Here is a 19,980-nt window from a genome sequence, read left to right as displayed (position 1 = left end):
AATCCCCTACCCTAAACTTATCAAATTGCCGATGTGCTGGAATTTATGAAATATTACTATTTACCCCCGTTATTGTTATGCAGTCAGTTAGGTTTAATTAATAGTGCGTGTGCTGAAGATACCGCGCAATCAATTGAACGTATCACCACCACAGCATCGCGTAGTGAAGCGCTTTCCACGCCATTACCACTGGTGATCAGTGTATTAAGTGAATCACAGCTTGAGCTTATAGCTCCTACCCATGTAGAGGAAGCGCTACAACGCGTTGCAGGTGCCAATGTCCAACGTGGGAATGGCCAAGAGTATTTACCGGCTCTGCGCTCGCAAGTACTTTCTGGAACGGGCGCTTGTGGTGGTGTTTTAACCGCAGAAGATGGCATAGCTCTTCGTGCAGCTGGTTTTTGTAATATCAATGAACTATTCGAAGCGCATAGCGAAATGGCAGAGCGTATTGAAGTATTAAAAGGCCCAGGTTCTGCACTTTATGGTTCTAATGCAGTGCATGGTGTAATTAACGTTATTACCCCTGATACTACGCAAGGTGGTGGTTTACTAGGCTTTGATTATGGCTCTTATGGTTATGCTCGCTATAAATTACGTGCAGGCCATGCCATGGATAATTCAGGCCTAGGTATTAATGCTAGTTTTACTGATGATAGCGGTTATCGAGATGACGAAAGCGTAAAGCAACAAAAAATAAATGTGCGCCATCGCTATAATAATGACAACTTAAGCTTAGTTTCTGGGCTTACGTATACTAATTTAGATCAACAAACTGCTGGTTATATTAGCGGTTTTCAAAGCTATAAAGATGAAGATATAGCACAGCAAAATTTTGATCCCGACGCCTTTAGAAAAGCTCGCTCGTTTAGGGCTTGGAGTAAAGCAAGCTGGCAATTAGGAGAAAACACTCTAGTTGTTACCCCTTATATTCGTGACCAAAGTATGGACTTTTTTAAACACTTTTTACCCGGCACACCACTTGAAAAAAATAGCCAAACTGGGTTTGGGCTACAATCGCTTTATCAGCATTATGTGAACGACAATACCAACTTAAAGCTTGGTTTTGATGGTGAGTTTACCCAAGCCGATTTTTTACAAACCCAAGATAAACCAACTCAAGGTTCTGCGTTTTTAGTGGCCACAGTGCCGCAAGGTAAACATTACGATTACCAAGTCGATGCCACCTTATATGCCCCATTTGCCGCTATTGATTGGCAGCTAAATAATTGGCTTATAACTGCAGGTCTACGTTATGAGCATATGCAATATAACTATCAAAACAATATGCTTACAGGGCGTACAAAAGAAGATGGCAGTAAATGTGGTTTTGGTGGCTGTCGTTATAGTCGCCCCGAGAGCACTAAAAACAGCTTTAGTAATCTTTCGCCAAAACTCGGTGTGAGCTATCAGCTTAATATTAACAATACATTATACGCTAACTTTTCAAGAGGCTATAGAGCCCCACAAGCAGCTGAGCTTTATCAATTACAACGCGAGCAAAGTACTGCCGACTTAGACGCAGAAATAGCAAATAATGCTGAGTTAGGTATTAAAGGGGTGTACAACAATACTCGCTACGGTTTGTCGGCTTATGCGATGAGCAAGCACAATACCATCTACCGTGACAGTGACTTTTTTACTGTTAATGACGGCCAAACTCGACATCGCGGCATTGAGCTTGAGTTAGCGCATAGCTTTAATCAGCACTTATCGGTTAACTTCGCAGGTACTTATGCCAAGCATACGTACTCGAATGATCAAATCATTGGCAGTATTAATATTAAAGGTAACGATATTGATACCGCACCTCGAAAGGTTGCTAATATCGATTTTAACTGGCAAGCCAACGAGCGTGTTAACCTTGCTCTGCAATGGCACTATGTGAGTCGCTATTTTACCGACCCTGAAAACTTACATGAATATCAAGGTCACGATATTTTAAGCTTGCGCGGCCAATGGCAAATAAGCCCACAGCTATTACTGAGTGCGCGAATAATAAATCTAACCAACAAGGCTTACGCACAGCGCGCAGATTACACTAGTTTTACTGGCGATCGTTACTTCCCAGGAAAACCGCGTAATGCCATGCTGTCTGTAAGTTACCAATGGTAAAACAAAAAATGCGCTATATAAGCTATATAGCGCATTCTTTTTATTCATTTATTTGCTTATCTAACGGCCAGTACAATTAAACCTGGCACCACAAAGAACGACCCTAACACATAGCCTAATGCAGCTGATTTATTCTTTGTACCAATTTCGGCTAGCTTTTCGGCTAACTTAAGCGGAATTTCACGTAGTACAGGAATTCCGTAAATTAGTGCAACCGCAAATACATTAAACATAACGTGTACTAAAGCAATCGTTAGCGCCACTTCAGCCATAGGCCCTGTAATTGATGTGGCAGCTAATAGAGCGGTAATGGTTGTACCAATATTAGCCCCTAGCGTAAATGGATAGATTTGACGTGTAGTAAACACACCACTTCCCGCAAGTGGGATCATTAAACTCGTTGTGGTTGACGACGACTGAACCATAACTGTTACCGCTGCACCTGATGTGATACCCGCGATAGGCCCGCGCCCAATTGCACCATGCAGTATATCTTTTGCAGTGCCAACCAATGCTTTTTTAAGTAGTTTACCTAATGTAGTTACGGCAAATAAAATCAAACAAATACCTGCTATAACCATCGCTGCACCTAGCATTTTTGTGTCTAGGAAGCTAAATGCATCTTTTATTACACCCACAGCAGGTTTAACAAGTGGTTTAATAAAGTTGTAGCTCTTTAATGATAAGTCGGCATCACCAATAAATAGGTGCGACAGAGCTGCGGACATTTTTTGCAGCAAACCAAACATTATCTCAAGCGGTAAAAATATAATAACGGCAAATAAATTAAAGAAATCATGAACCGTTGATGCTGCAAACGCACGTTGAAACTCTTCTTTAGAGCGAATATGACCAATAGACACTAAGGTGTTAGTAATAGTCGTACCAATATTTGCACCCATCACCATTGGAATAGCAATACTTAACGGTAAACCGCCAGCAACAAGGCCCACTATTACTGAAGTAACCGTTGATGACGATTGCACTAAAGCCGTTGCCAAAGCACCTAATAATAATGCAATAAACGGGTTGGTTGCGAATGCAAAAATTTCTTTTGCTCCCTCAGTACCGCCCGACGCTAATTTAAAACCACCACTGACAGTGCCAACGGCTACTAGGACTAAATAAACTAAAAAGGCGATAGCAGCCCAGTTAAGCGTTTTTATTAATAGCGTATTGCGCTTTGATTCACTCATGTTTAAATCTCAATTTTTGTCTTGCCGATTATGGCATTTTGATGACGTTTTTGTTTCAGAGCGCATTAGAACACCTAAATATTACAGAAATATTTCAATTCGATTAACGTGCTTCTTTATTCATAACTTAAAAATATAAGGTTAAAAAATCGAGTATAAGGCAAGCCATAACTTTAAAAATAAGTAATTAAAAAATTGATATTAAATTACATAGCGAAGCACTGAGTAGGAGCAATTGAGCACTAAGTTAAAATGTATTTAAGTAATGAATTAACTAAGTTCTGATGATCTTTTAAGGTTGAATTTTCAGCTGTTCCAAAGGCCATGCTAAGAGGCGATTTACTCTTTGTTGCCTGAATGGGTATAGGTAAGGAACATGAGCAAGACGCGGAAGCTTTGCTCGTTTTTCACTTATTCTTACAGGGATGTAAGCCAGTAGAATAACGCAGGAGCAGTTATCGAACCCACAAGGTTACAAACCTCGTATCGCGATTGAATTGCTCTAGTTTTAACGAATCTCAATCCGCAAAGGTCAGTAGACCCTAGGTATTTGAAACGGTTTTATGGACTTTACCTGATATTACTAGAGGCATTGCCTAGCATTAGACTAGGCAATATTAACAAAGCATCAATTGATAATTGGATAAAAATTAACATTATGATTGATACAAATTCGCTTGTTTTATACTGGCAAAATCATTAAAACGTACCCCGTGTTGGCGCATCACTTCAAGGATTTTTTTACTGATCATTTGTCGTAAATAAAACGGCTGATTCGGCACAAAATGATGAATAGTATGAGTATGCCCAAAGTTAAAGCAAAATAAATTAAATGGTATAAATAAACGGCTAGTAATAACATGAGTTTGTTCAAGCATATTATTCACACCGCCGTAATAATGCATACTTGAAGTAACAAAATTAAGTGAGCTCGAACGCACAATGTTAGGCACAATCAGCACCACCATTAGAAATTCGAACACATTCATTACATCAAGTAGAAATACCGGTGAGTTAGCCGCAATTGGGGTAAATAAATTGATTAAATGAAACGCTATCACACTGTATAAAATAGCAAAATAAGCAGTGGTAATTGGAAAACCAGCATTAAACACTTTAAAAAAACTAAACCCTTTAATTTCTCTACTAAAACGTTTTGCATTAATTAATAAGCCGAGTAATCCATCAATAATTACTAAGGCACGTAAAAACGGATTTTTAATACCATTACCTACCAAACGTTCTTCTAAATCTTGCTCAGTACCCGACGTTTTATGATGATGTAAATGCATCTTGCGACGGTACCATGGGCTTATGGTATTAGGACGCATCAGCCACACGGTTAACATCATAAAATTATGCAAAAATGGTTGGTTGCTAAAATACTGTTTATGAATTAAGTCGTGCTCAAGTTCATGAGAAATTGAGGTAGCAATCGCCGCTAAAATAATACATAGCCATGCGGGTATAATAGCAAAATAATACAGCGTGCCAATTCCTATTAACGCACTTAAAGAGAGTAGTAAAATAGCCATCCCTAAGGTATTTTGATGCATTAATAACGGGTGTTTTTTACGCAGTAATGCTTCTTCAGCCTTAATCGCTTTTACAATGGCTTGAATATTCTGTTTTGCGGTTAATTGAGTCATGATGTTTTATTCGCAACAAGAGGTTAAGGTATATAATACCCGAGTCAAAACACATTGCACAACTTAGCTAACTCATATCAATAAAAAATACGATTAAAGTCAGGCCTGTGTTTACTATCTAACCTTAGTTCTGGATAAGAAACCTATCTCAAGCAGAGCTTAAGGTTAGGTAAACCAAAACGTTTACAGGCCAAGTTTAGATCAAAACCTACTGCTTATAAAAGTAGCAATGTTGGACACATTTTTTGTAATTAAAATCCGGCCACTCAAATCTTAGGCATAAAAAAACCCCAACCAATTTGGTCGGGGCTATAAAAAGTGGTACCAGCGGCCGGACTTTTACTTATAACAGCGGCACCTCACGTGCCGCTCAAGTCCGGCAACTCAAATTTAAGACATAAAAAAACCCCTGCTAAATCTAGCAGGGGCTATAAAAAGTGGTACCAGCGGCCGGACTTGAACCGGCACGCCTTTCGGCAGGGGATTTTGAATCCCCCATGTATACCAATTTCATCACGCTGGCATCATTTTTCTTTAACCTTCTAACACGAGAAGATAAAGAAAAACCACTTAAGAGTGAAAGATTATGTACCCTCTCCCATCTCATTGCCTAGCATTATACAAACAATGAGCAAAGCGGCAAGCGTTTTATGTATTCAGCGTGATCGACCGCTTAACATTTAGGCAACCATTAACATTTGAGCCAATACCGAGTTAAGCACGTAGCGTAATAGGTAGTATTTAACGGCTTATTTGCTAAACTATCGCGCACATTAACAGTGAGAGTATATTTATGTCGGCTGAGTTTCCACGAGCAGGGTTTTGGCGTCGTTTTGCGTCATTGGTGTACGACACATTAGCTATTATCGCTTTTGCGATGCTAACGGTGGTATTGTATTTATTTGCTATTCAAGGGCTTATTTCCCTTGATGTTATTGCCCTTAATGGCGCTGAAGATGTATCTGCACGTATTCAGGATTCACTATTACTTTCTGGTATTCGCAGCTCGCTGCTGGTGCTTGTTGGCTTGGTATTTTTTGGTTATTTTTGGACAAAAAGTGGGCAAACAATTGGTATGCGAGCATGGCGCTTAAAAGTACAAACCAACCAAGGAAGTTTAATTAGCTGGCCACAAGCTATTATCCGCAGTATCAGCGCATTACTTGGTTTAGGGAATTTAGTGGTATTAGTCGACTTTAAAAATAAAAAAGCACTGCAAGATTACTTATCAAAAACCGAAGTAGTTACGCTCACCAAAGAAGAAAATAAACGCGTTTATCGCGAACTAGATTAATACTTAATCTAGTGAATTTGTATAGCCTCAAGCTAAAGCATAAAAAACGCGGCACTTTTAAAAAAGGCCGCGTTTTTATTTAAGCTTTAAGTCTAGCTACACCCGCTTATTCATTAAATAAGCTGCAAACCCAGTAAATAAAATGCTCGGCAGAACGGCGCCTATAATGGCTGGGATTTGATATACCATTACCACTGGGCCAAATATCTCATTAGTTAAGTGAAACACTATCCCCGTTACCACTCCCATGATAATTCGTGCCCCCATAGTTACGGTTCGCAGCGGACCAAATATAAACGATAAGGCAACCAACAACATCACAGCAATAGACACTGGCTGCATTAATTTACGCCATAACGCTAAATCATAGGTACTGGTGTCTTGCTCATTTTGCTGCAAATAAGCTAAATATGACCACAATCCTGAAAACGACAATGACTCTGGTTTTACTGAAACCACGCCAAGTTTTTCACCGGTAAGCTGAGATGGGTAAAACTCTTCAGTAACTTGCTCCGTGGTAATAAGCTCTTCACTGATCAATACTTTGTTCACATCGCGCAGTAGCCAGCCATTATCACGCCCTACTGCTTCTTTTGCTTTAGTAATTTGTGTAAGTAGCAACGACTTATCGAAGTGGTACATATTTACGCCGCGGAGCATGCCATTTTGGTCAACATCTTCAATATTAATAAAATTACTGCCGTCTTTAGCCCACACGCCTTTTTGCGCATTAAATACATCCCCACCATGAATAGCTTGGTTACGCATTTCCTTTGCATGCAACTGAGCGGCGGGCGCTCCCCACTCCCCTAATGCCATTACGCACAGGGCCATAAAAATAGCGGTTTTCATTACCGAGCCAATAATTTGTAAACGCGACATACCCGCGGCTTGCATCACTACCAGCTCACTATTAGAGGCCAAAGCACCTAACCCAGTTAAGCCACCAATAAGTGCCGCCATCGGGAAAAACACCACTAAATCGCCAGGCATACTATAAATTGTATATAGCAAGGCGGTCATAATGTCGTAACTACCTCGGCCAACCGATTTAAGCTGCTCTATAAATTTAATTAAAGTACTGATCCCCACCAGCACCATTAGTGCAAACCCAGTGGTTTGCATAATACTGCGACCTAAATACCAATCAAGCGTTTTCATCATACGTGTTGCTCCCGTTTAGTAACAACAGCTTTCAGCCAAGCACCTAATGGACGACCCCTAATAATTAATAAACTACCAATAAATAATGCACTTAAGTGAATCCACCACAGACCAATAGAAGGCGGAATTTTACCATCTTCTACCGCAAACTTAGCTGCATTAAGTAAAATGAAATACCCTAAATATAAGCTCAAAGCCGGTACTAATTTAGCAAATTTACCTTGGCGTGGATTAACAACGCTCAGGGGTACTGCAAGTAAAGTTAATAATGGAATAGATAACGGAATAGCTAAACGCCATTGCCACTGTGCAATTGCTTCTGGGGTATTAATGGTTATTAATTCACGAGTTGGCACGGCTTCTAACTTACGACGTTGATGTTCTATTTCTTGTTCGCGAATTTGTACGCTGTAGCCATCAAACTCAGTTAAGTTAAGTGAAGGCGCTTCGCCATCGGTCTCGTAACGTTTACCATCAGTAAGTACTAACTGCTGTTCACCATTCTGTGCTTCAATAACAACACCTTGCTCTGCATAAACTAATCGCGCTAAGTCGCCTTTTTCGCTATCGGGGAGTTGTGCCACAAAAACTTTGTTGAGCTCTTTGCCGCTATTTTCAATATTATGAATAAATACCACAGCTTTTTCGTTACCGGTTTGCTGAAAACGCCCAGCTCGAAGTGCAGATAAACCAGCATCAGCCTTGGCTTGTTCTTTAAGTTGGTATTCTTGTTCGCTTGCCCACGGTGCAATATACAGGGTAAGCACCGCCGCCAATAACGCTAAGATGACACTTGAAATTAGCGTAATACGCACTACATACCACTCACTCACGCCACAGGCTTTAAGTACAGTCATTTCACTGTCAGCGTAAATACGGCTATAAGCTAAAATAATCCCTAAAAATAAGCTCAGAGGCAAAATTAATGATGCTAACTGCGGTAATTTAAGCGCAATCATGGCAAACACAAGCTTTGCTGGGATACTCCCTTCTGAGGCATCACCAAGAATGACAACAAACTTTTGCGACAAAAATATGGTCATTAAAGTTAAAAATACGGCGACCTGCGATTTAAAAACCTCAGTGGTCAAATAACGGAAAATTAGCAACATTCGCCCCTGTTAAACATGGAATTTCAATATAGTAATAAAAAACAATGAGTGAACGAGTTAATTCACTCATTTTAAATGAGTATTAAGCACACATTATAAGCCATCAATATTAATTATCCTACCTAACATCACGATATAATGTTGCATTAGTAACCCTTAAGCATATAAAGTTCAAATACACAGTAAGAGTCGAGTAAAATCTACTAATATTAGCGCTAGACCTAAAAATTTAGGTAAAAAGACTAGAAAACACATTTTTAGTCCCAACTTAGCTTCTATAGATGACTCAAAATCAGGAGTGACAATGGAATTCAACGTAAAAAGTGGTAGCCCAGAAAAACAGCGCAGTGCATGTATTGTTGTTGGCGTATACGAACCACGCAGGTTATCCCCCATTGGTGAACAACTTGATAAAATCAGCGATGGTTATATCTCAAATTTATTACGCCGTGGCGACTTAGAAGGTAAGCCTGGGCAAGTACTACTATTACACCATGTACCCAATATTTTAAGCGAACGTATTCTACTCGTTGGCTGCGGTAAAGAACGCGAACTAGACGATAAACAATATAAACAAATTATTTCTAAAACTATCAACACCTTAAACGAAACAGGCTCGATGGAAGCAGTGTGCTTTTTAACTGAGCAACACGTTAAAGGCCGTGATACCTATTGGAAAGTGCGTCAAGCGGTAGAAACAACCCAAGACTGTTTATACACCTTCAATCAGCTAAAAAGTAAGAAAGTAGACCCACGTCGTCCACTGCGTAAAATGGTATTTAACGTTCCTACGCGCCGCGAACTGACTATAGGTGAAAGTGCCATTGAGCATGGCCTAGCGATTGCTGCTGGTAGCAAATTGTGCAAAGACGTTGCCAATATGCCGCCTAATATTTGTAATCCAGCGTATCTTGGCGAGCAAGCCAAAGAACTTGAGACTAATTTTGACAACATCACTGTTGAACTGATTGGCGAAGATAAAATGGCAGAACTAGGTATGAACTCATACCTAGCAGTTGGTCGTGGTAGTGATAACGAATCGGTTATGTCGATAATTAACTACAAAGGCGCAGGCGATGACCAAGCGCCTATCGTGTTAGTTGGTAAAGGCTTAACCTTTGACTCAGGCGGTATTTCATTAAAACCAGGCGAAGGCATGGATGAAATGAAATACGACATGGGTGGCGCTGCTGGTGTTATTGGTGCTATGCGCTCGCTTGCACAAATGCAGCTACCTATAAACGTAATTGGCGTTTTAGCCGGTTGTGAAAACATGCCAAGCTCAAACGCCTATCGCCCAGGTGATATTTTAACCACTATGTCTGGGCAAACGGTTGAAGTACTTAATACTGATGCCGAAGGCCGTTTAGTGTTATGTGACGCGCTAACCTATGTTGAGCGTTTTGAACCAGAAACCGTGATTGATGTTGCTACATTAACCGGTGCATGTATTGTTGCTTTAGGTGCCCACGCTACGGGTTTATTAGCAAACCATAATCCACTGGCGCATGATTTATTAAAAGCGTCTGAGCAAAGTGGCGATCGTGCATGGCAACTGCCATTATGGGATGATTATCAAGATCAACTAGAAAGCCCATTTGCCGACTTTACTAACTTAGGTGGCCGAGCTGCAGGTACTATTACTGCGGCCTGTTTCTTATCTAAATTTACTAAAAAGTATAACTGGGCACATTTAGATATTGCCGGTACGGCATGGCGCAGCGGCGCTAAAAAAGGCGCAACGGGTCGCCCTGTACCTATGCTAACTCAGTATTTATTAAACCGAGCAGGCATTAGCGAAGCAACCCAAGACTAACAAACCTGTAAAAGGCTTCACAGCCCAATATAGAGTATAAAATAAGGCGCTTTTAAAGCGCCTTATTTATTGGGTATTAATTGAAGCAAACCCCGTTATATGGCAAAATCCCCTTCTTAATTTGTGTGTATTTAATAACAGCACAATCAATGTCATGGGAAATCCCGATACAATGAACATGAATGCCCAGTTTTTCATTTTAAAGCAACAAGATGAGTCATTAGCTAAAGCCGATGATCACTTTGCTTTAGCAGCTCAAATAGCTGGGCAACAGTATCGGCTTGGTCAACGCGTATTTATTTTTGTAGACAGCGAAGCAACCGCCAACAGCATTGACGAAACTATTTGGACATTTGATGCCGACAGTTTTGTGCCCCACAATTTACAAGGTGAAGGCCCAAAAGGCGGCGCACCTGTAGAAATTGGCACAACACCACCTGTTGGTAATCGTAAAGTATTAATTAACTTGGCCAATCACTTACCGGATTTTATTCGTCGGTTTAACCAAGTTTTTGATTTTGTACCCGTAGAGCCCGTAGCCAAACAAGCCGCTCGTGAGCGCTTTAAAAAACTACGCCAACTCGGTGCCAATATCACCACGCAAGATATTAATCGCTAACGCTCACTGCGTACAAAGCTAACTAACTAATTTAAGTACTTATTTAAGGTTCTGTGTAATGGATAAAACCTACAATCCGCAAGATATTGAACAGTCTCTATATCAAGACTGGGAACAAAAAGGCTACTTTAAGCCATCTGGCCAAGGCACCCCATATTCAATTATGATCCCGCCGCCAAATGTCACGGGTAGCTTACACATGGGCCACGCTTTCCAAGATACCATCATGGATACCTTAACGCGCTTTAAACGTATGCAAGGTAACAATACATTATGGCAAGTAGGTACTGACCACGCAGGTATTGCCACGCAAATGCTAGTAGAGCGAAAGCTTGCGGCAGAAGAGGGTAAAACACGCCACGATTTAGGCCGTGATACATTTATCGATAAAATTTGGGAATGGAAAAACGAGTCTGGTGGCACAATCACTAAACAACTTCGCCGCTTAGGTGCTTCTGTTGATTGGGACCGTGAACGTTTTACTATGGACGATGGCCTATCAGAAGCTGTTAAAGAAGTATTTGTACGCCTTCATAAAGAAAACCTAATTTACCGTGGTAAACGCCTAGTAAACTGGGATCCAAAGTTACACACTGCGATTTCTGATCTTGAAGTAGAAAACAAAGACAAACAAGGCCATATGTGGAACTTACGTTACCCACTGGCTGATGGCGTAAAAACGCAAGACGGTAAAGACTATATTGTTGTAGCCACTACGCGCCCAGAAACTATGTTGGGTGACTCAGGTGTGGCAGTAAACCCAGATGACGAGCGCTACCAAGACCTAATCGGTAAAGAGATTTTACTACCGATTGTTAATCGTCGTATTAAAATTGTTGCCGATGAACATGCCGATAAAGACAAAGGTACGGGCTGTGTAAAAATAACCCCTGCGCACGACTTTAACGATAACGAAGTTGGTAAGCGCCACAAGATGCCGATGATTAATATCTTCGACAAAGACGCGGCTATTTTAACCCAAGGTGAAACATACACCTTTGATGGTAAAGAACTTGAATTTGATGCGCCAATTCCTGAGCGCTTACATGGCCTGGACCGTTTTGACGCACGTAAAGCGATTATTGCTGAATTTGAAGAGCTAGGCCTACTTGAAAAAATTGAAGACCATGGCCTAACCGTTCCTTACGGTGACCGCTCTGGTGTTGTTATTGAACCACTACTTACTGACCAATGGTATGTACGTGTTGCACCACTTGCTGAACCTGCAAAAGACGCAGTTAAAAACGGCGACATCCAATTTGTACCTAAGCAATACGAAAACATGTACTTTTCGTGGATGAATGACGTACAAGACTGGTGTATTTCACGCCAGCTTTGGTGGGGTCACCGTATTCCAGCTTGGTACGACAGCGAAGGCAACGTATACGTTGGTCGTGATGAAGCAGAAGTACGCCGCGATAACAATATTGCAGATAGCGTAGCGCTTAGCCAAGACGAAGACGTTCTTGATACGTGGTTCTCATCAGCACTGTGGACCTTCTCAACCCAAGGTTGGCCAGAAAATACCGATGACTTAAAAACCTTCCACCCATCTGACGTGTTGGTAACCGGTTTTGATATCATTTTCTTCTGGGTTGCACGTATGATCATGATGACGCTGCACTTTATAAAGGATGAAAACGGCAAACCACAAGTTCCTTTTAAAACCGTGTATGTAACTGGCTTAATACGTGACGATAACGGCGATAAAATGTCGAAGTCTAAAGGTAACGTACTTGACCCACTTGATATGATTGACGGCATTGGCCTTGAAGACTTAGTACAAAAGCGTACTGGTAACATGATGCAGCCTAAACTTGCCGCTAAAATTGAAAAAGATACCCGCAAAGTATTTGCAAACGGTATTGAAGCACACGGTACCGACGCACTGCGCTTTACCCTAGCAGCCATGGCTTCAACTGGTCGTGATATAAACTGGGATATGAACCGCCTTGAAGGCTACCGTAACTTCTGTAACAAATTATGGAACGCAAGCCGTTACGTATTAATGAACACAGAAGAGCAAGACTGTGGCTTTAACGAGAGCGAAAAACAGTACTCGTTAGCTGATCGTTGGATTTTAGGCCAATATGAAGCCACGGTTAAAACCTACACTGAGCACCTTGATAACTACCGTTTTGATTTAGCAGCGAACACGCTGTATGAATTCACCTGGAATCAGTTCTGCGATTGGTACTTAGAACTGACAAAGCCGGTACTATTTAAAGGCAATGAAGCACAGCAACGCGGTACACGTCATACACTTATTACGGTACTTGAAAGCTTATTACGCTTAATGCACCCAATGATGCCTTACATCACTGAAACGATTTGGCAACGTGTTGCACCACTTGCTGGCCTTGAAACAGCGGGTACCAGTATTATGGTTCAGGGTTTCCCTGTTTATAATCAAGCCAATGTTGATGCACAAGCAATGGACGATTTAGAGTGGGTTAAGCAATTCATTTTAGCGATTCGTAATATTCGTGGTGAAATGGATATCAGCCCAAGTAAACCACTTAGCGTTTTACTGGCTAACGCATCAAGCGATGATGTGCGCCGTATTAACGAAAATGAATCGTTTTTAGCGTCACTCGCTAAGCTTGAAGCATTTACTCTGCTTGAAAACAAAGACGATGCCCCAGCGTGTGCAACCTCTTATGTTGGCAACCTTGAGATTATGATCCCAATGGCGGGCTTAATTGATGTGGAAGCTGAGCTTGCACGTATCAACAAGCAACTTGAAAAAGCAGAGAAAGGCCTAGCGCAAGTGCAAAATAAACTGGCTAACGAAAAGTTTGTTAACAATGCACCTGAAGCGGTACTTGCTAAAGAAAATGCTAAGCTAGCTGAATTTACCGATGCTAAAACTAAGCTACTAGAGCAAAAAGTTAAAATAGAAAGCTTATAATTAAACCAGTACGAATGGCTTATGCCATTCGTAAACAGTTAATTTATAAGTATAAAAAAGCCGCTTACTTCATTTGAAGTAAGCGGCTTTTTTGTGTCTAGGCTCTAGGCTCTAGGCTCTAGGCTCTAGGCAGAATTAGAATGTGTAGTTATACTGAGCACCTAATAATACTGCATGACCTTTTGATTCAAAAGACCATTGCTGTGGTAATGTTTCGCTTTCTACTTTTTCAGTAAAGTTTTGTGTTTTACCACGTAATACGCTCACACCTAAATCAACATTTGAGTTTTCATCGATCGCATAGTTACCACCAAACGAGAACCAAAAACGGTCTGTATCAGGGATAGAAATTGATAAATGCTGTTGTGATACTGGTGATTCATCAAACGCAAAACCAGCACGAAGCATTAAGTTTTCACTGTACTGGTAATCAGTACCGATTGAGTAGCGCAGTGCATCAGAGAAATCTTCTGTTTTTTCAAACGCGCTGAACTTACCACCTGTAGGTGCAGTAACTTGTGCTTCTAATGAATCAAAGCTGCTCCAACCTGTCCACAATACGCTGTAGTGAACGCCTAGTTTTTTATCTAATTGGTGAGAACCAGAGAACTCAGCAATTGCTGGTAATGTAATTTCAACTGAGCCAGGTAATTCAACTTGACCGTTTAACCCACCTGGAATAAATGAAGGTAGTTCATTCGAGTACTCACCTTCAAAAGTAATATCTGTTTCTGTACGGTAATTAAAACCAAAGCGGCTATTTTCATCTAATTGGTACATTAAACCAACGTTTAAGCCGTAACCCATGTCATCACCTTCAAGGTGAACAGCATCAGCACTTGCAGGAATAGATGCAATAGCAGGGTTTACTGGAGGTACAACACCAAACTTACGAATAATCTTCGCTTCTGCATAAATTGCATTTAAACCAATACCAAAGCTAAACTGCTCTGAAACTTTATAAGCAACGCTTGCGTTCATGTTTACCGTAACAATTTCAGTTTCACCGGCAATTTGGCCAGCTGCGTAATCATCGTTAAACTCAGTTGCTAAGCCAAAGTTAGAAAATGCACCAAAACCAACTGATACTTTATCATTTACTGGCATAGTGAAATAACCAGCAGGAATAATCGCGCTCGGTGCGATGCTGTCATCATCTAGTACGCTGTTATCTAAACCGTAGACATTACCTGTACCTTCAAGGCTCACGTCAGGAATTACAGCCATAGCTGCAACACTAAGTTGCTTCTCTTTAAACAACGTCATTAATGCTGGGTTACGTGCAACCACAGACGCATCGTCTGCTACAGACGCTTCACCTGCGTATGCGCGGCCTAAACCAGATACGTTTTGTTCAGCAAGCTGAAAAGCCGCTGCAAAGGTATCAGCTGAAACAAATGCCAGCGATGCCGCAATAAGAGTTTTAGTAAATTTCATTGTTGTGTCCTTAGCCAAACTCACTGTTTGGATAGCTATGTGTGTTGTTATTAGGATTTCAAACCCGCGTACACTACCTTAATTTTTTATAAAAAACTCTAATAAAACGTTAAAAAACATCAAAAAACACGTTTTTTAACTACATTTTAACAACTATTTAAAACTCATCGGAGCAGAAGTATGGTATTAGAGTATATACTCTAATGCTATTAATTCTCATTTGCATTGACTTACCTTGCGTTGCAATTTACACTGCCAATAAAGTCACCAAGGGAGAAGACAGTGATCATTTTACTTATTGTTACAGCGCTTATTTTTTGCGGTATAAGTGTTTATTTTTTTTATAAAGCAAATTATTGCGCGTGTACGCAGGCAGGTAAATGTGACAACCCAGTCAATCACTATTGGTTAGCAGCCATTAGTATGGCGATTATTTCTTTGGTTTTTTGCTGCTTAGCACTGCATGTAGAATTAGGTACGTTATTGTGGATAACGTTAATGGGTAATTGCTTTTTAGGTGGGTATATTTCTGCTAAAACAAACAGAAAAAGACGATGCCAAAAGACTAAAGCAGTAGATGCTCTTTTAAAAGTCGAGGCAAGTTAATTTTATAATCAGCAGGTTTTACACTTGCTTGTATTTTTACTTCATCATTATTTAAGCTCAAATCAATATCTTTTGCGGTAACATGATGGTTATGTTTTGCGTTATAAAAAAGCTTAACTTTAGGTTTAATTGGGTTTGAATGATTGCCCTCTAGGACCAAGGCCAAACGCTCATTGGTTAACTTAACAATAGTACCCACAGGGTGAACACCTAAGCACTTTATAAATAGCTGTACTAACTCTGCATCAAATAGCTGTTTGTTTGCCAACAAATAACGCAGTGCATTTATAGGCTCGTCCCCTTCTTGATGCGGCCTGTCTGCTGTGAGTGCATCGTATACGTCAACAATCGCTAAAATCCGAGCAGGACGACTTATTTTGCTGTCATCGACTCCTCGAGGATAACCAGAACCATCAAGGCGCTCATGATGATTTACAATCATATCCAGCATTAAAGTGGTGATACCTTTCTCACCTTTTAATAACCCTAAGCATTGTGCAACATGCTTTTTTATTGCCGTCATCTCATTACCCGTAACTTTGCCAGGCTTTGAGAATATTCCTTGAGGTAATTTAGCCTGCCCTAAGTCATGCATCAGTGCCCCCATAGCAAGCTCCTGAACCACTTCGCGTTTATACCCTAAATACTTAGCGAATACCGCTGTAAATATGGTGCAATTGATCATATGACGCCAGTTATAGCTATGTTTATCTTTTATGCGAGTTAAAATAGTCATAGCATGTTCATTGCGAAATACAGAGCTAACTATTTCATTACTTATCTCATTAAGCGCATCAGTATTCAGAGACAAACCTGAGGTTAAATCACCAAAAATACTTTGTAGTTTTCTGTTGTGGGCATCATAACTAACGCTGGCTTTGGCAAACTCTTGTTGCAAGCTGACAACTCGCTTTTTACTGGCGGGCTTGTCTTGATTTGTAGCAGCGGCTTGTGGTTTTTCTTTTTCTTTATATTTAGCCGGTACAGCCACATCACTTTTCGTAAAATCAATAAGAAGCTCTAGCACTCCTTCAGTGATTAAACGCTGAATTATAGATTTATCACGTACCAAACCGCTGGTTTTAATTTTTATACCATCCACACTCTCCTGCTGCTTCGTCACGCTATTTACGTACATGCCGGGAATGAGCTCTGATATAGGTAAGGTAACTAACATAAATGTGAGGGGTTCTATAATTAAGGGATATTTACTTTAATAGCATTATTTGGCTATAAAAGTCTAGCTTTTGATTTTAGGGTAATAATAAATCATTAATACTAACAATCTTGCGACTGTTAATACTAAACTAAAAACACAGCACTGAATATACGCCTAACGGTGTAAATTAGATTGCTACAAGCATTATTATTTAACGAAGAATAAAAATAGCAAGCTAGTTTAAATAGCTTTAATGGTTTTTAAGGGGAGTAAAAAGTAAACGCAAATGGCGCTCTCGGTAGGGATCGAACCTACAACTCAGCCTCCGGAGGGCCACGTGATATCCATTTCACCACGAGAGCACATTTGTTGCCGCCACATCAACTCGCGATATCAATGCTTTAGCATGCGCAATGATAAAGGCATCTTGGTATAAATACCAGCATGTTGCGTTTACATGTCTATAATTTAAACTAATCACTTAACAAAAGGCGAAAAAAGCGCTATTTATTTATATTCTATAAAAAAACAGTAACGCTTTAGATACATATTATCTATTATTGTCACTGAACGGATAGATTTAAACATGAGGAAGTAATTATGAAGTTAATGTCAACAGAACAAGTTGCTGAGTTTTTAGGAGTTAAAGTCGAGCGAGTTAAACGCTTAACACGCGAAAGCTTACTTATTGCCAAAAGTGAAGATGCTAATGGCGAACCACAATATGACTCCGATGAAGTAGCTAAATATAAAGAGCTAGCAGCTCGATTTGGTGGGCTTTAACTCCCCATTGATGCTAAAAGCTCATCCAATTGCGCGCGCAATTCAACAACTTTGTTGTTGATGGCGCGTTGCTCATACCAGCCTATACATAACAGCAAATAAACTACTTGGTAACACTCAAGCTTGTGCATAGATAAGTAAAATAGCTTTGATGCCGTGTATACTTGATAACTTTTAAGCAAAGCCTGTTTAGCTGAACTATCTAAGTTAAAACTAACGGCTAGCGCAGCAAGATCAAAATAAACATCGTTAGTTTGTGCGTATTCAAAGTCAATTAAATAGACGCCTTTTGGGTTAACGATTATATTTTCTTTTACTAAATCATTATGGCAAAAGCCGTGTTCTATGGGCATATTGGCAATGCTTTCCAGTACTTTATTTAAGTACTTATCAAACTGTTTAAACACCAATAAATGCCGATAGGCTTGCAATTGTGATGCAATATCCATCGTTTGAGTATCAGTTGTATAAGCGTGCACTTTAGCCAGCTTAGCCAATAGCGGCATAGCTAAATAAGACTCTGCAACCTCTCCCTCTACATAAGTAAAAGCCGCTCGCTTATTTTGTTTATCGAGCCAAATAGGTGCAGGGCAAACTTGCTGCTTACTAAGCTCATATTGAGCATTTAGCGCGACTTCTGGCCAACATGATTGATAACATTTTAATAAGTAAGATTGGGAATCAGTACGTATTAAAAAGTTATCGTTACTTAAACCATTAACCAAATACTCTGTTGAGGTTATTTTGCTAGGTGCTAAAAACGCACTACAAATATTAACTAACTGAGAATGCTGTTTCATGAATTATAGCTGCGCCATTGGTTTTGCTTGGCTTTGCTCATACTCTTCGTACCACGTTTTAAACCCCCACGCTGCCATAACGGTATAAAATATAAAAAGCACGAGTGTTGGGTAATAACCTTTTTCGTAATACAAATACATTGATGCAGCATCAATCACTATCCAATATAACCAATTTTCGAGTACTTTTTTAGCTACTAGGTAAGTGGTGACTACTGCAAAGCAGGTAGTAAAACTATCCAGATAAGCAAAGTCTGCATGGGTGTAATTTTGCATCACGTAACCAATCGCTAATGACGCTAGCGTGGTTAATACTATTAAAATGATATGTCGGTTCACAGGCCACGATGTAATCAAACGTTGCGCTTGATTAGCTTTACCTTTTCGCCACACAACCCACCCAAACACAGCCATGTACATGTAATAAAAGTTCAGTAATGACTCCATTAGCAACGCGCCATTCCAATACATTATGGTATAAATAAGCGTACTAAAAAAAGCCGCAGGCCAGCACCATAAATTCTCTTTTATGGCTAATAATAAATACGCCATTGATAAAGCCACCGCAATATACTCCCAATGCGACATGGCAGTGAAACCACTCAGTATTTGCGTTATAAAATCCATCATTATAAAACGACCGTATTTGTTAGGAGGCTATTCGGGAGATAAATCGCCCGAGATAAATTTACACACAAAGATAGCTTTACCATATTGCTCGTATGAATGTTTAATCTCTGTACTGATCACTTGCATTACTAAGTCATAATCACCAAATATTTGAGTCGACATGGTATTCGTGATCACTTTGAGCTCTTCATAGGCATTTACTCTGTCGATAAAGCCTTTAATAAAAGGAATATAATCTTGATGAAGCGGGTATTTACTGATCTCTACTGATAATTTCATTTCAAACTCAACTTTTTAATTATTTGATTTCAACTAATCATTCAACGCAACTTAAATACAGTGTAAAATTACACTAACACTCAATATAACTGAGCTTATTATGGCACGCAGAATTACCTATACTTTTAAAAATCAACCGCGCGAAATTAACTTCGCAAAAGATAAATACCACGATATGTATCAGGCTATTGCGGCTGCTGAGGGTATCGATTTAACTAATTACTTAAACATGGTACGCCAAATTGAAATGACCTCTAAAGGTTCATCGGCGGTACGCAATTTTCGCGACCAAGAGTTTGCACGTATGGGCTTTAGCGATATTTACTTTATAAAAGAGTAACGATACCGATTAAGTGAGCATCACGATCATTCTAGTAATGTAAACCTACTGGGTATTTTTAAAGTAAATA

17 protein-coding genes and 2 tRNA genes are annotated in these 19,980 nt (G+C 40.0%); 8 read left to right on the top strand and 11 right to left on the bottom strand.

Annotation, left to right across the window (positions count from 1 at the left end; all coding sequences use genetic code 11):
* The first annotated feature begins 45 nt into the window (after positions 1 to 45).
* Complete coding sequence (locus FHG08_RS06985) at positions 46 to 2,115, top strand: TonB-dependent receptor (RefSeq protein WP_178955145.1); 2,070 nt, start codon at positions 46 to 48, stop codon at positions 2,113 to 2,115.
* Positions 2,116 to 2,171: 56 nt separating this feature from the next.
* On the opposite strand, the gene FHG08_RS06980 is transcribed toward FHG08_RS06985, so the two are convergent.
* From FHG08_RS06980 to FHG08_RS06970, 3 genes are all read right to left on the bottom strand, one after another.
* The gene (locus FHG08_RS06980; RefSeq protein ID WP_008114296.1) at positions 2,172 to 3,311 is read right to left on the bottom strand and encodes a Na/Pi symporter; all 1,140 of its coding nucleotides are present in this window, start codon (positions 3,309 to 3,311) and stop codon (positions 2,172 to 2,174) included.
* A gap of 656 nt (positions 3,312 to 3,967) precedes the next feature.
* Positions 3,968 to 4,960 (bottom strand): fatty acid desaturase, encoded by a 993-nt coding sequence (locus FHG08_RS06975; protein WP_178955143.1) that lies wholly within the window; start codon positions 4,958 to 4,960, stop codon positions 3,968 to 3,970.
* Positions 4,961 to 5,398: 438 nt separating this feature from the next.
* A tRNA-Leu gene (locus tag FHG08_RS06970) sits at positions 5,399 to 5,483 on the bottom strand.
* A 270-nt stretch (positions 5,484 to 5,753) separates the two neighbouring features.
* Here FHG08_RS06970 and FHG08_RS06965 point away from each other — a divergent pair.
* Complete coding sequence (locus FHG08_RS06965) at positions 5,754 to 6,254, top strand: RDD family protein (protein WP_138571397.1); 501 nt, start codon at positions 5,754 to 5,756, stop codon at positions 6,252 to 6,254.
* Between the two features lie 96 nt (positions 6,255 to 6,350).
* On the opposite strand, the gene lptG is transcribed toward FHG08_RS06965, so the two are convergent.
* Together lptG and lptF are read right to left on the bottom strand one after the other, a co-directional pair.
* Positions 6,351 to 7,418, bottom strand: a complete 1,068-nt coding sequence (gene lptG, locus FHG08_RS06960) for an LPS export ABC transporter permease LptG (protein WP_178955141.1) — start codon at positions 7,416 to 7,418, stop codon at positions 6,351 to 6,353.
* Positions 7,415 to 8,527, bottom strand: a complete 1,113-nt coding sequence (gene lptF, locus FHG08_RS06955) for an LPS export ABC transporter permease LptF (protein ID WP_178956840.1) — start codon at positions 8,525 to 8,527, stop codon at positions 7,415 to 7,417. The genes lptG and lptF overlap by 4 nt, the downstream gene beginning before the upstream one ends.
* 307 nt (positions 8,528 to 8,834) lie before the next feature.
* On the opposite strand from lptF, the gene pepA reads away from it, so the two are divergent.
* The 3 genes from pepA to FHG08_RS06940 all read left to right on the top strand — a co-directional run bounded on the left by pepA (position 8,835) and on the right by FHG08_RS06940 (position 13,876).
* Positions 8,835 to 10,346 (top strand): leucyl aminopeptidase, encoded by a 1,512-nt coding sequence (pepA, locus tag FHG08_RS06950; RefSeq protein ID WP_008112485.1) that lies wholly within the window; start codon positions 8,835 to 8,837, stop codon positions 10,344 to 10,346.
* Between the two features lie 172 nt (positions 10,347 to 10,518).
* Positions 10,519 to 10,965 (top strand): DNA polymerase III subunit chi, encoded by a 447-nt coding sequence (locus FHG08_RS06945; protein ID WP_008112488.1) that lies wholly within the window; start codon positions 10,519 to 10,521, stop codon positions 10,963 to 10,965.
* Between the two features lie 58 nt (positions 10,966 to 11,023).
* Positions 11,024 to 13,876 carry a valine--tRNA ligase gene (locus FHG08_RS06940; RefSeq protein WP_178955139.1) on the top strand — a complete coding sequence of 951 codons (2,853 nt, stop codon included), beginning with the start codon at positions 11,024 to 11,026 and terminating at the stop codon, positions 13,874 to 13,876.
* Between the two features lie 135 nt (positions 13,877 to 14,011).
* Here FHG08_RS06940 and FHG08_RS06935 read toward each other — a convergent pair whose 3' ends face one another.
* Entirely contained in the window at positions 14,012 to 15,313 is a 1,302-nt protein-coding gene (locus tag FHG08_RS06935) for an outer membrane protein transport protein (protein ID WP_138605243.1), read from the bottom strand.
* 282 nt (positions 15,314 to 15,595) lie between these two features.
* Here FHG08_RS06935 and FHG08_RS19000 point away from each other — a divergent pair, with 282 nt between their 5' ends.
* Positions 15,596 to 15,919 carry a hypothetical protein gene (locus FHG08_RS19000; RefSeq protein ID WP_138605244.1) on the top strand — a complete coding sequence of 108 codons (324 nt, stop codon included), beginning with the start codon at positions 15,596 to 15,598 and terminating at the stop codon, positions 15,917 to 15,919.
* Here FHG08_RS19000 and FHG08_RS06930 read toward each other — a convergent pair.
* Together FHG08_RS06930 and FHG08_RS06925 are read right to left on the bottom strand one after the other, a co-directional pair.
* Positions 15,879 to 17,096 carry an HD domain-containing phosphohydrolase gene (locus FHG08_RS06930; RefSeq protein ID WP_138605245.1) on the bottom strand — a complete coding sequence of 406 codons (1,218 nt, stop codon included), beginning with the start codon at positions 17,094 to 17,096 and terminating at the stop codon, positions 15,879 to 15,881. The genes FHG08_RS19000 and FHG08_RS06930 overlap by 41 nt on opposite strands.
* 269 nt (positions 17,097 to 17,365) lie before the next feature.
* A tRNA-Arg gene (locus tag FHG08_RS06925) sits at positions 17,366 to 17,440 on the bottom strand.
* 238 nt (positions 17,441 to 17,678) lie between these two features.
* On the opposite strand from FHG08_RS06925, the gene FHG08_RS06920 reads away from it, so the two are divergent.
* A complete protein-coding gene (locus tag FHG08_RS06920; RefSeq protein ID WP_138605246.1) occupies positions 17,679 to 17,861 on the top strand; it encodes a helix-turn-helix domain-containing protein in 183 nt (60 codons plus the stop codon).
* Here the strand turns inward: FHG08_RS06920 and FHG08_RS06915 are convergent.
* From FHG08_RS06915 to FHG08_RS06905, 3 genes are read right to left on the bottom strand one after another with little or no spacing between them, the layout of a single operon-like run.
* Positions 17,858 to 18,661 (bottom strand): phosphotransferase family protein, encoded by an 804-nt coding sequence (locus tag FHG08_RS06915; protein WP_138605247.1) that lies wholly within the window; start codon positions 18,659 to 18,661, stop codon positions 17,858 to 17,860. The genes FHG08_RS06920 and FHG08_RS06915 overlap by 4 nt on opposite strands.
* Before the next feature lie 3 nt (positions 18,662 to 18,664).
* On the bottom strand, positions 18,665 to 19,288 hold the full coding sequence (gene pnuC / locus FHG08_RS06910) for a nicotinamide riboside transporter PnuC (RefSeq protein ID WP_138605260.1): 624 nt from the start codon (positions 19,286 to 19,288) through the stop codon (positions 18,665 to 18,667).
* A gap of 30 nt (positions 19,289 to 19,318) precedes the next feature.
* On the bottom strand, positions 19,319 to 19,570 hold the full coding sequence (locus FHG08_RS06905) for a hypothetical protein (RefSeq protein WP_138605248.1): 252 nt from the start codon (positions 19,568 to 19,570) through the stop codon (positions 19,319 to 19,321).
* 100 nt (positions 19,571 to 19,670) lie between these two features.
* Between FHG08_RS06905 and FHG08_RS06900 the strand changes: the two genes are divergently transcribed.
* On the top strand, positions 19,671 to 19,910 hold the full coding sequence (locus FHG08_RS06900; RefSeq protein WP_004588463.1) for a DUF2960 domain-containing protein: 240 nt from the start codon (positions 19,671 to 19,673) through the stop codon (positions 19,908 to 19,910).
* Positions 19,911 to 19,980 lie beyond the last annotated feature (70 nt).

The sequence above is a fragment of the Pseudoalteromonas sp. Scap03 genome (genome assembly GCF_013393115.1).
Classification (GTDB): Bacteria; Pseudomonadota; Gammaproteobacteria; order Enterobacterales; family Alteromonadaceae; genus Pseudoalteromonas.
Note: the sequence above shows the minus strand (reverse complement) of the source record. Positions and strands in the feature narration are given on the sequence as shown.

Bases quoted from the DNA above. Each gene is read 5' to 3' on its own strand.
- FHG08_RS06900 (WP_004588463.1), top strand. From the start codon at position 19,671: ATGGCACGCAGAATTACCTATACTTTTAAAAATCAACCGCGCGAAATT.
- FHG08_RS06945 (WP_008112488.1), top strand. From the start codon at position 10,519: ATGAACATGAATGCCCAGTTTTTCATTTTAAAGCAACAAGATGAGTCA.
- FHG08_RS06935 (WP_138605243.1), bottom strand. From the start codon at position 15,313: ATGAAATTTACTAAAACTCTTATTGCGGCATCGCTGGCATTTGTTTCA.
- lptG (WP_178955141.1), bottom strand. From the start codon at position 7,418: ATGATGAAAACGCTTGATTGGTATTTAGGTCGCAGTATTATGCAAACC.
- FHG08_RS06905 (WP_138605248.1), bottom strand. From the start codon at position 19,570: ATGAAATTATCAGTAGAGATCAGTAAATACCCGCTTCATCAAGATTAT.
- FHG08_RS06940 (WP_178955139.1), top strand. From the start codon at position 11,024: ATGGATAAAACCTACAATCCGCAAGATATTGAACAGTCTCTATATCAA.
- FHG08_RS06915 (WP_138605247.1), bottom strand. From the start codon at position 18,661: ATGAAACAGCATTCTCAGTTAGTTAATATTTGTAGTGCGTTTTTAGCA.
- FHG08_RS06980 (WP_008114296.1), bottom strand. From the start codon at position 3,311: ATGAGTGAATCAAAGCGCAATACGCTATTAATAAAAACGCTTAACTGG.
- FHG08_RS06975 (WP_178955143.1), bottom strand. From the start codon at position 4,960: ATGACTCAATTAACCGCAAAACAGAATATTCAAGCCATTGTAAAAGCG.
- FHG08_RS06930 (WP_138605245.1), bottom strand. From the start codon at position 17,096: ATGTTAGTTACCTTACCTATATCAGAGCTCATTCCCGGCATGTACGTA.
- pnuC (WP_138605260.1), bottom strand. From the start codon at position 19,288: ATGGATTTTATAACGCAAATACTGAGTGGTTTCACTGCCATGTCGCAT.
- FHG08_RS06985 (WP_178955145.1), top strand. From the start codon at position 46: ATGAAATATTACTATTTACCCCCGTTATTGTTATGCAGTCAGTTAGGT.
- pepA (WP_008112485.1), top strand. From the start codon at position 8,835: ATGGAATTCAACGTAAAAAGTGGTAGCCCAGAAAAACAGCGCAGTGCA.
- FHG08_RS06920 (WP_138605246.1), top strand. From the start codon at position 17,679: ATGAAGTTAATGTCAACAGAACAAGTTGCTGAGTTTTTAGGAGTTAAA.
- FHG08_RS06965 (WP_138571397.1), top strand. From the start codon at position 5,754: ATGTCGGCTGAGTTTCCACGAGCAGGGTTTTGGCGTCGTTTTGCGTCA.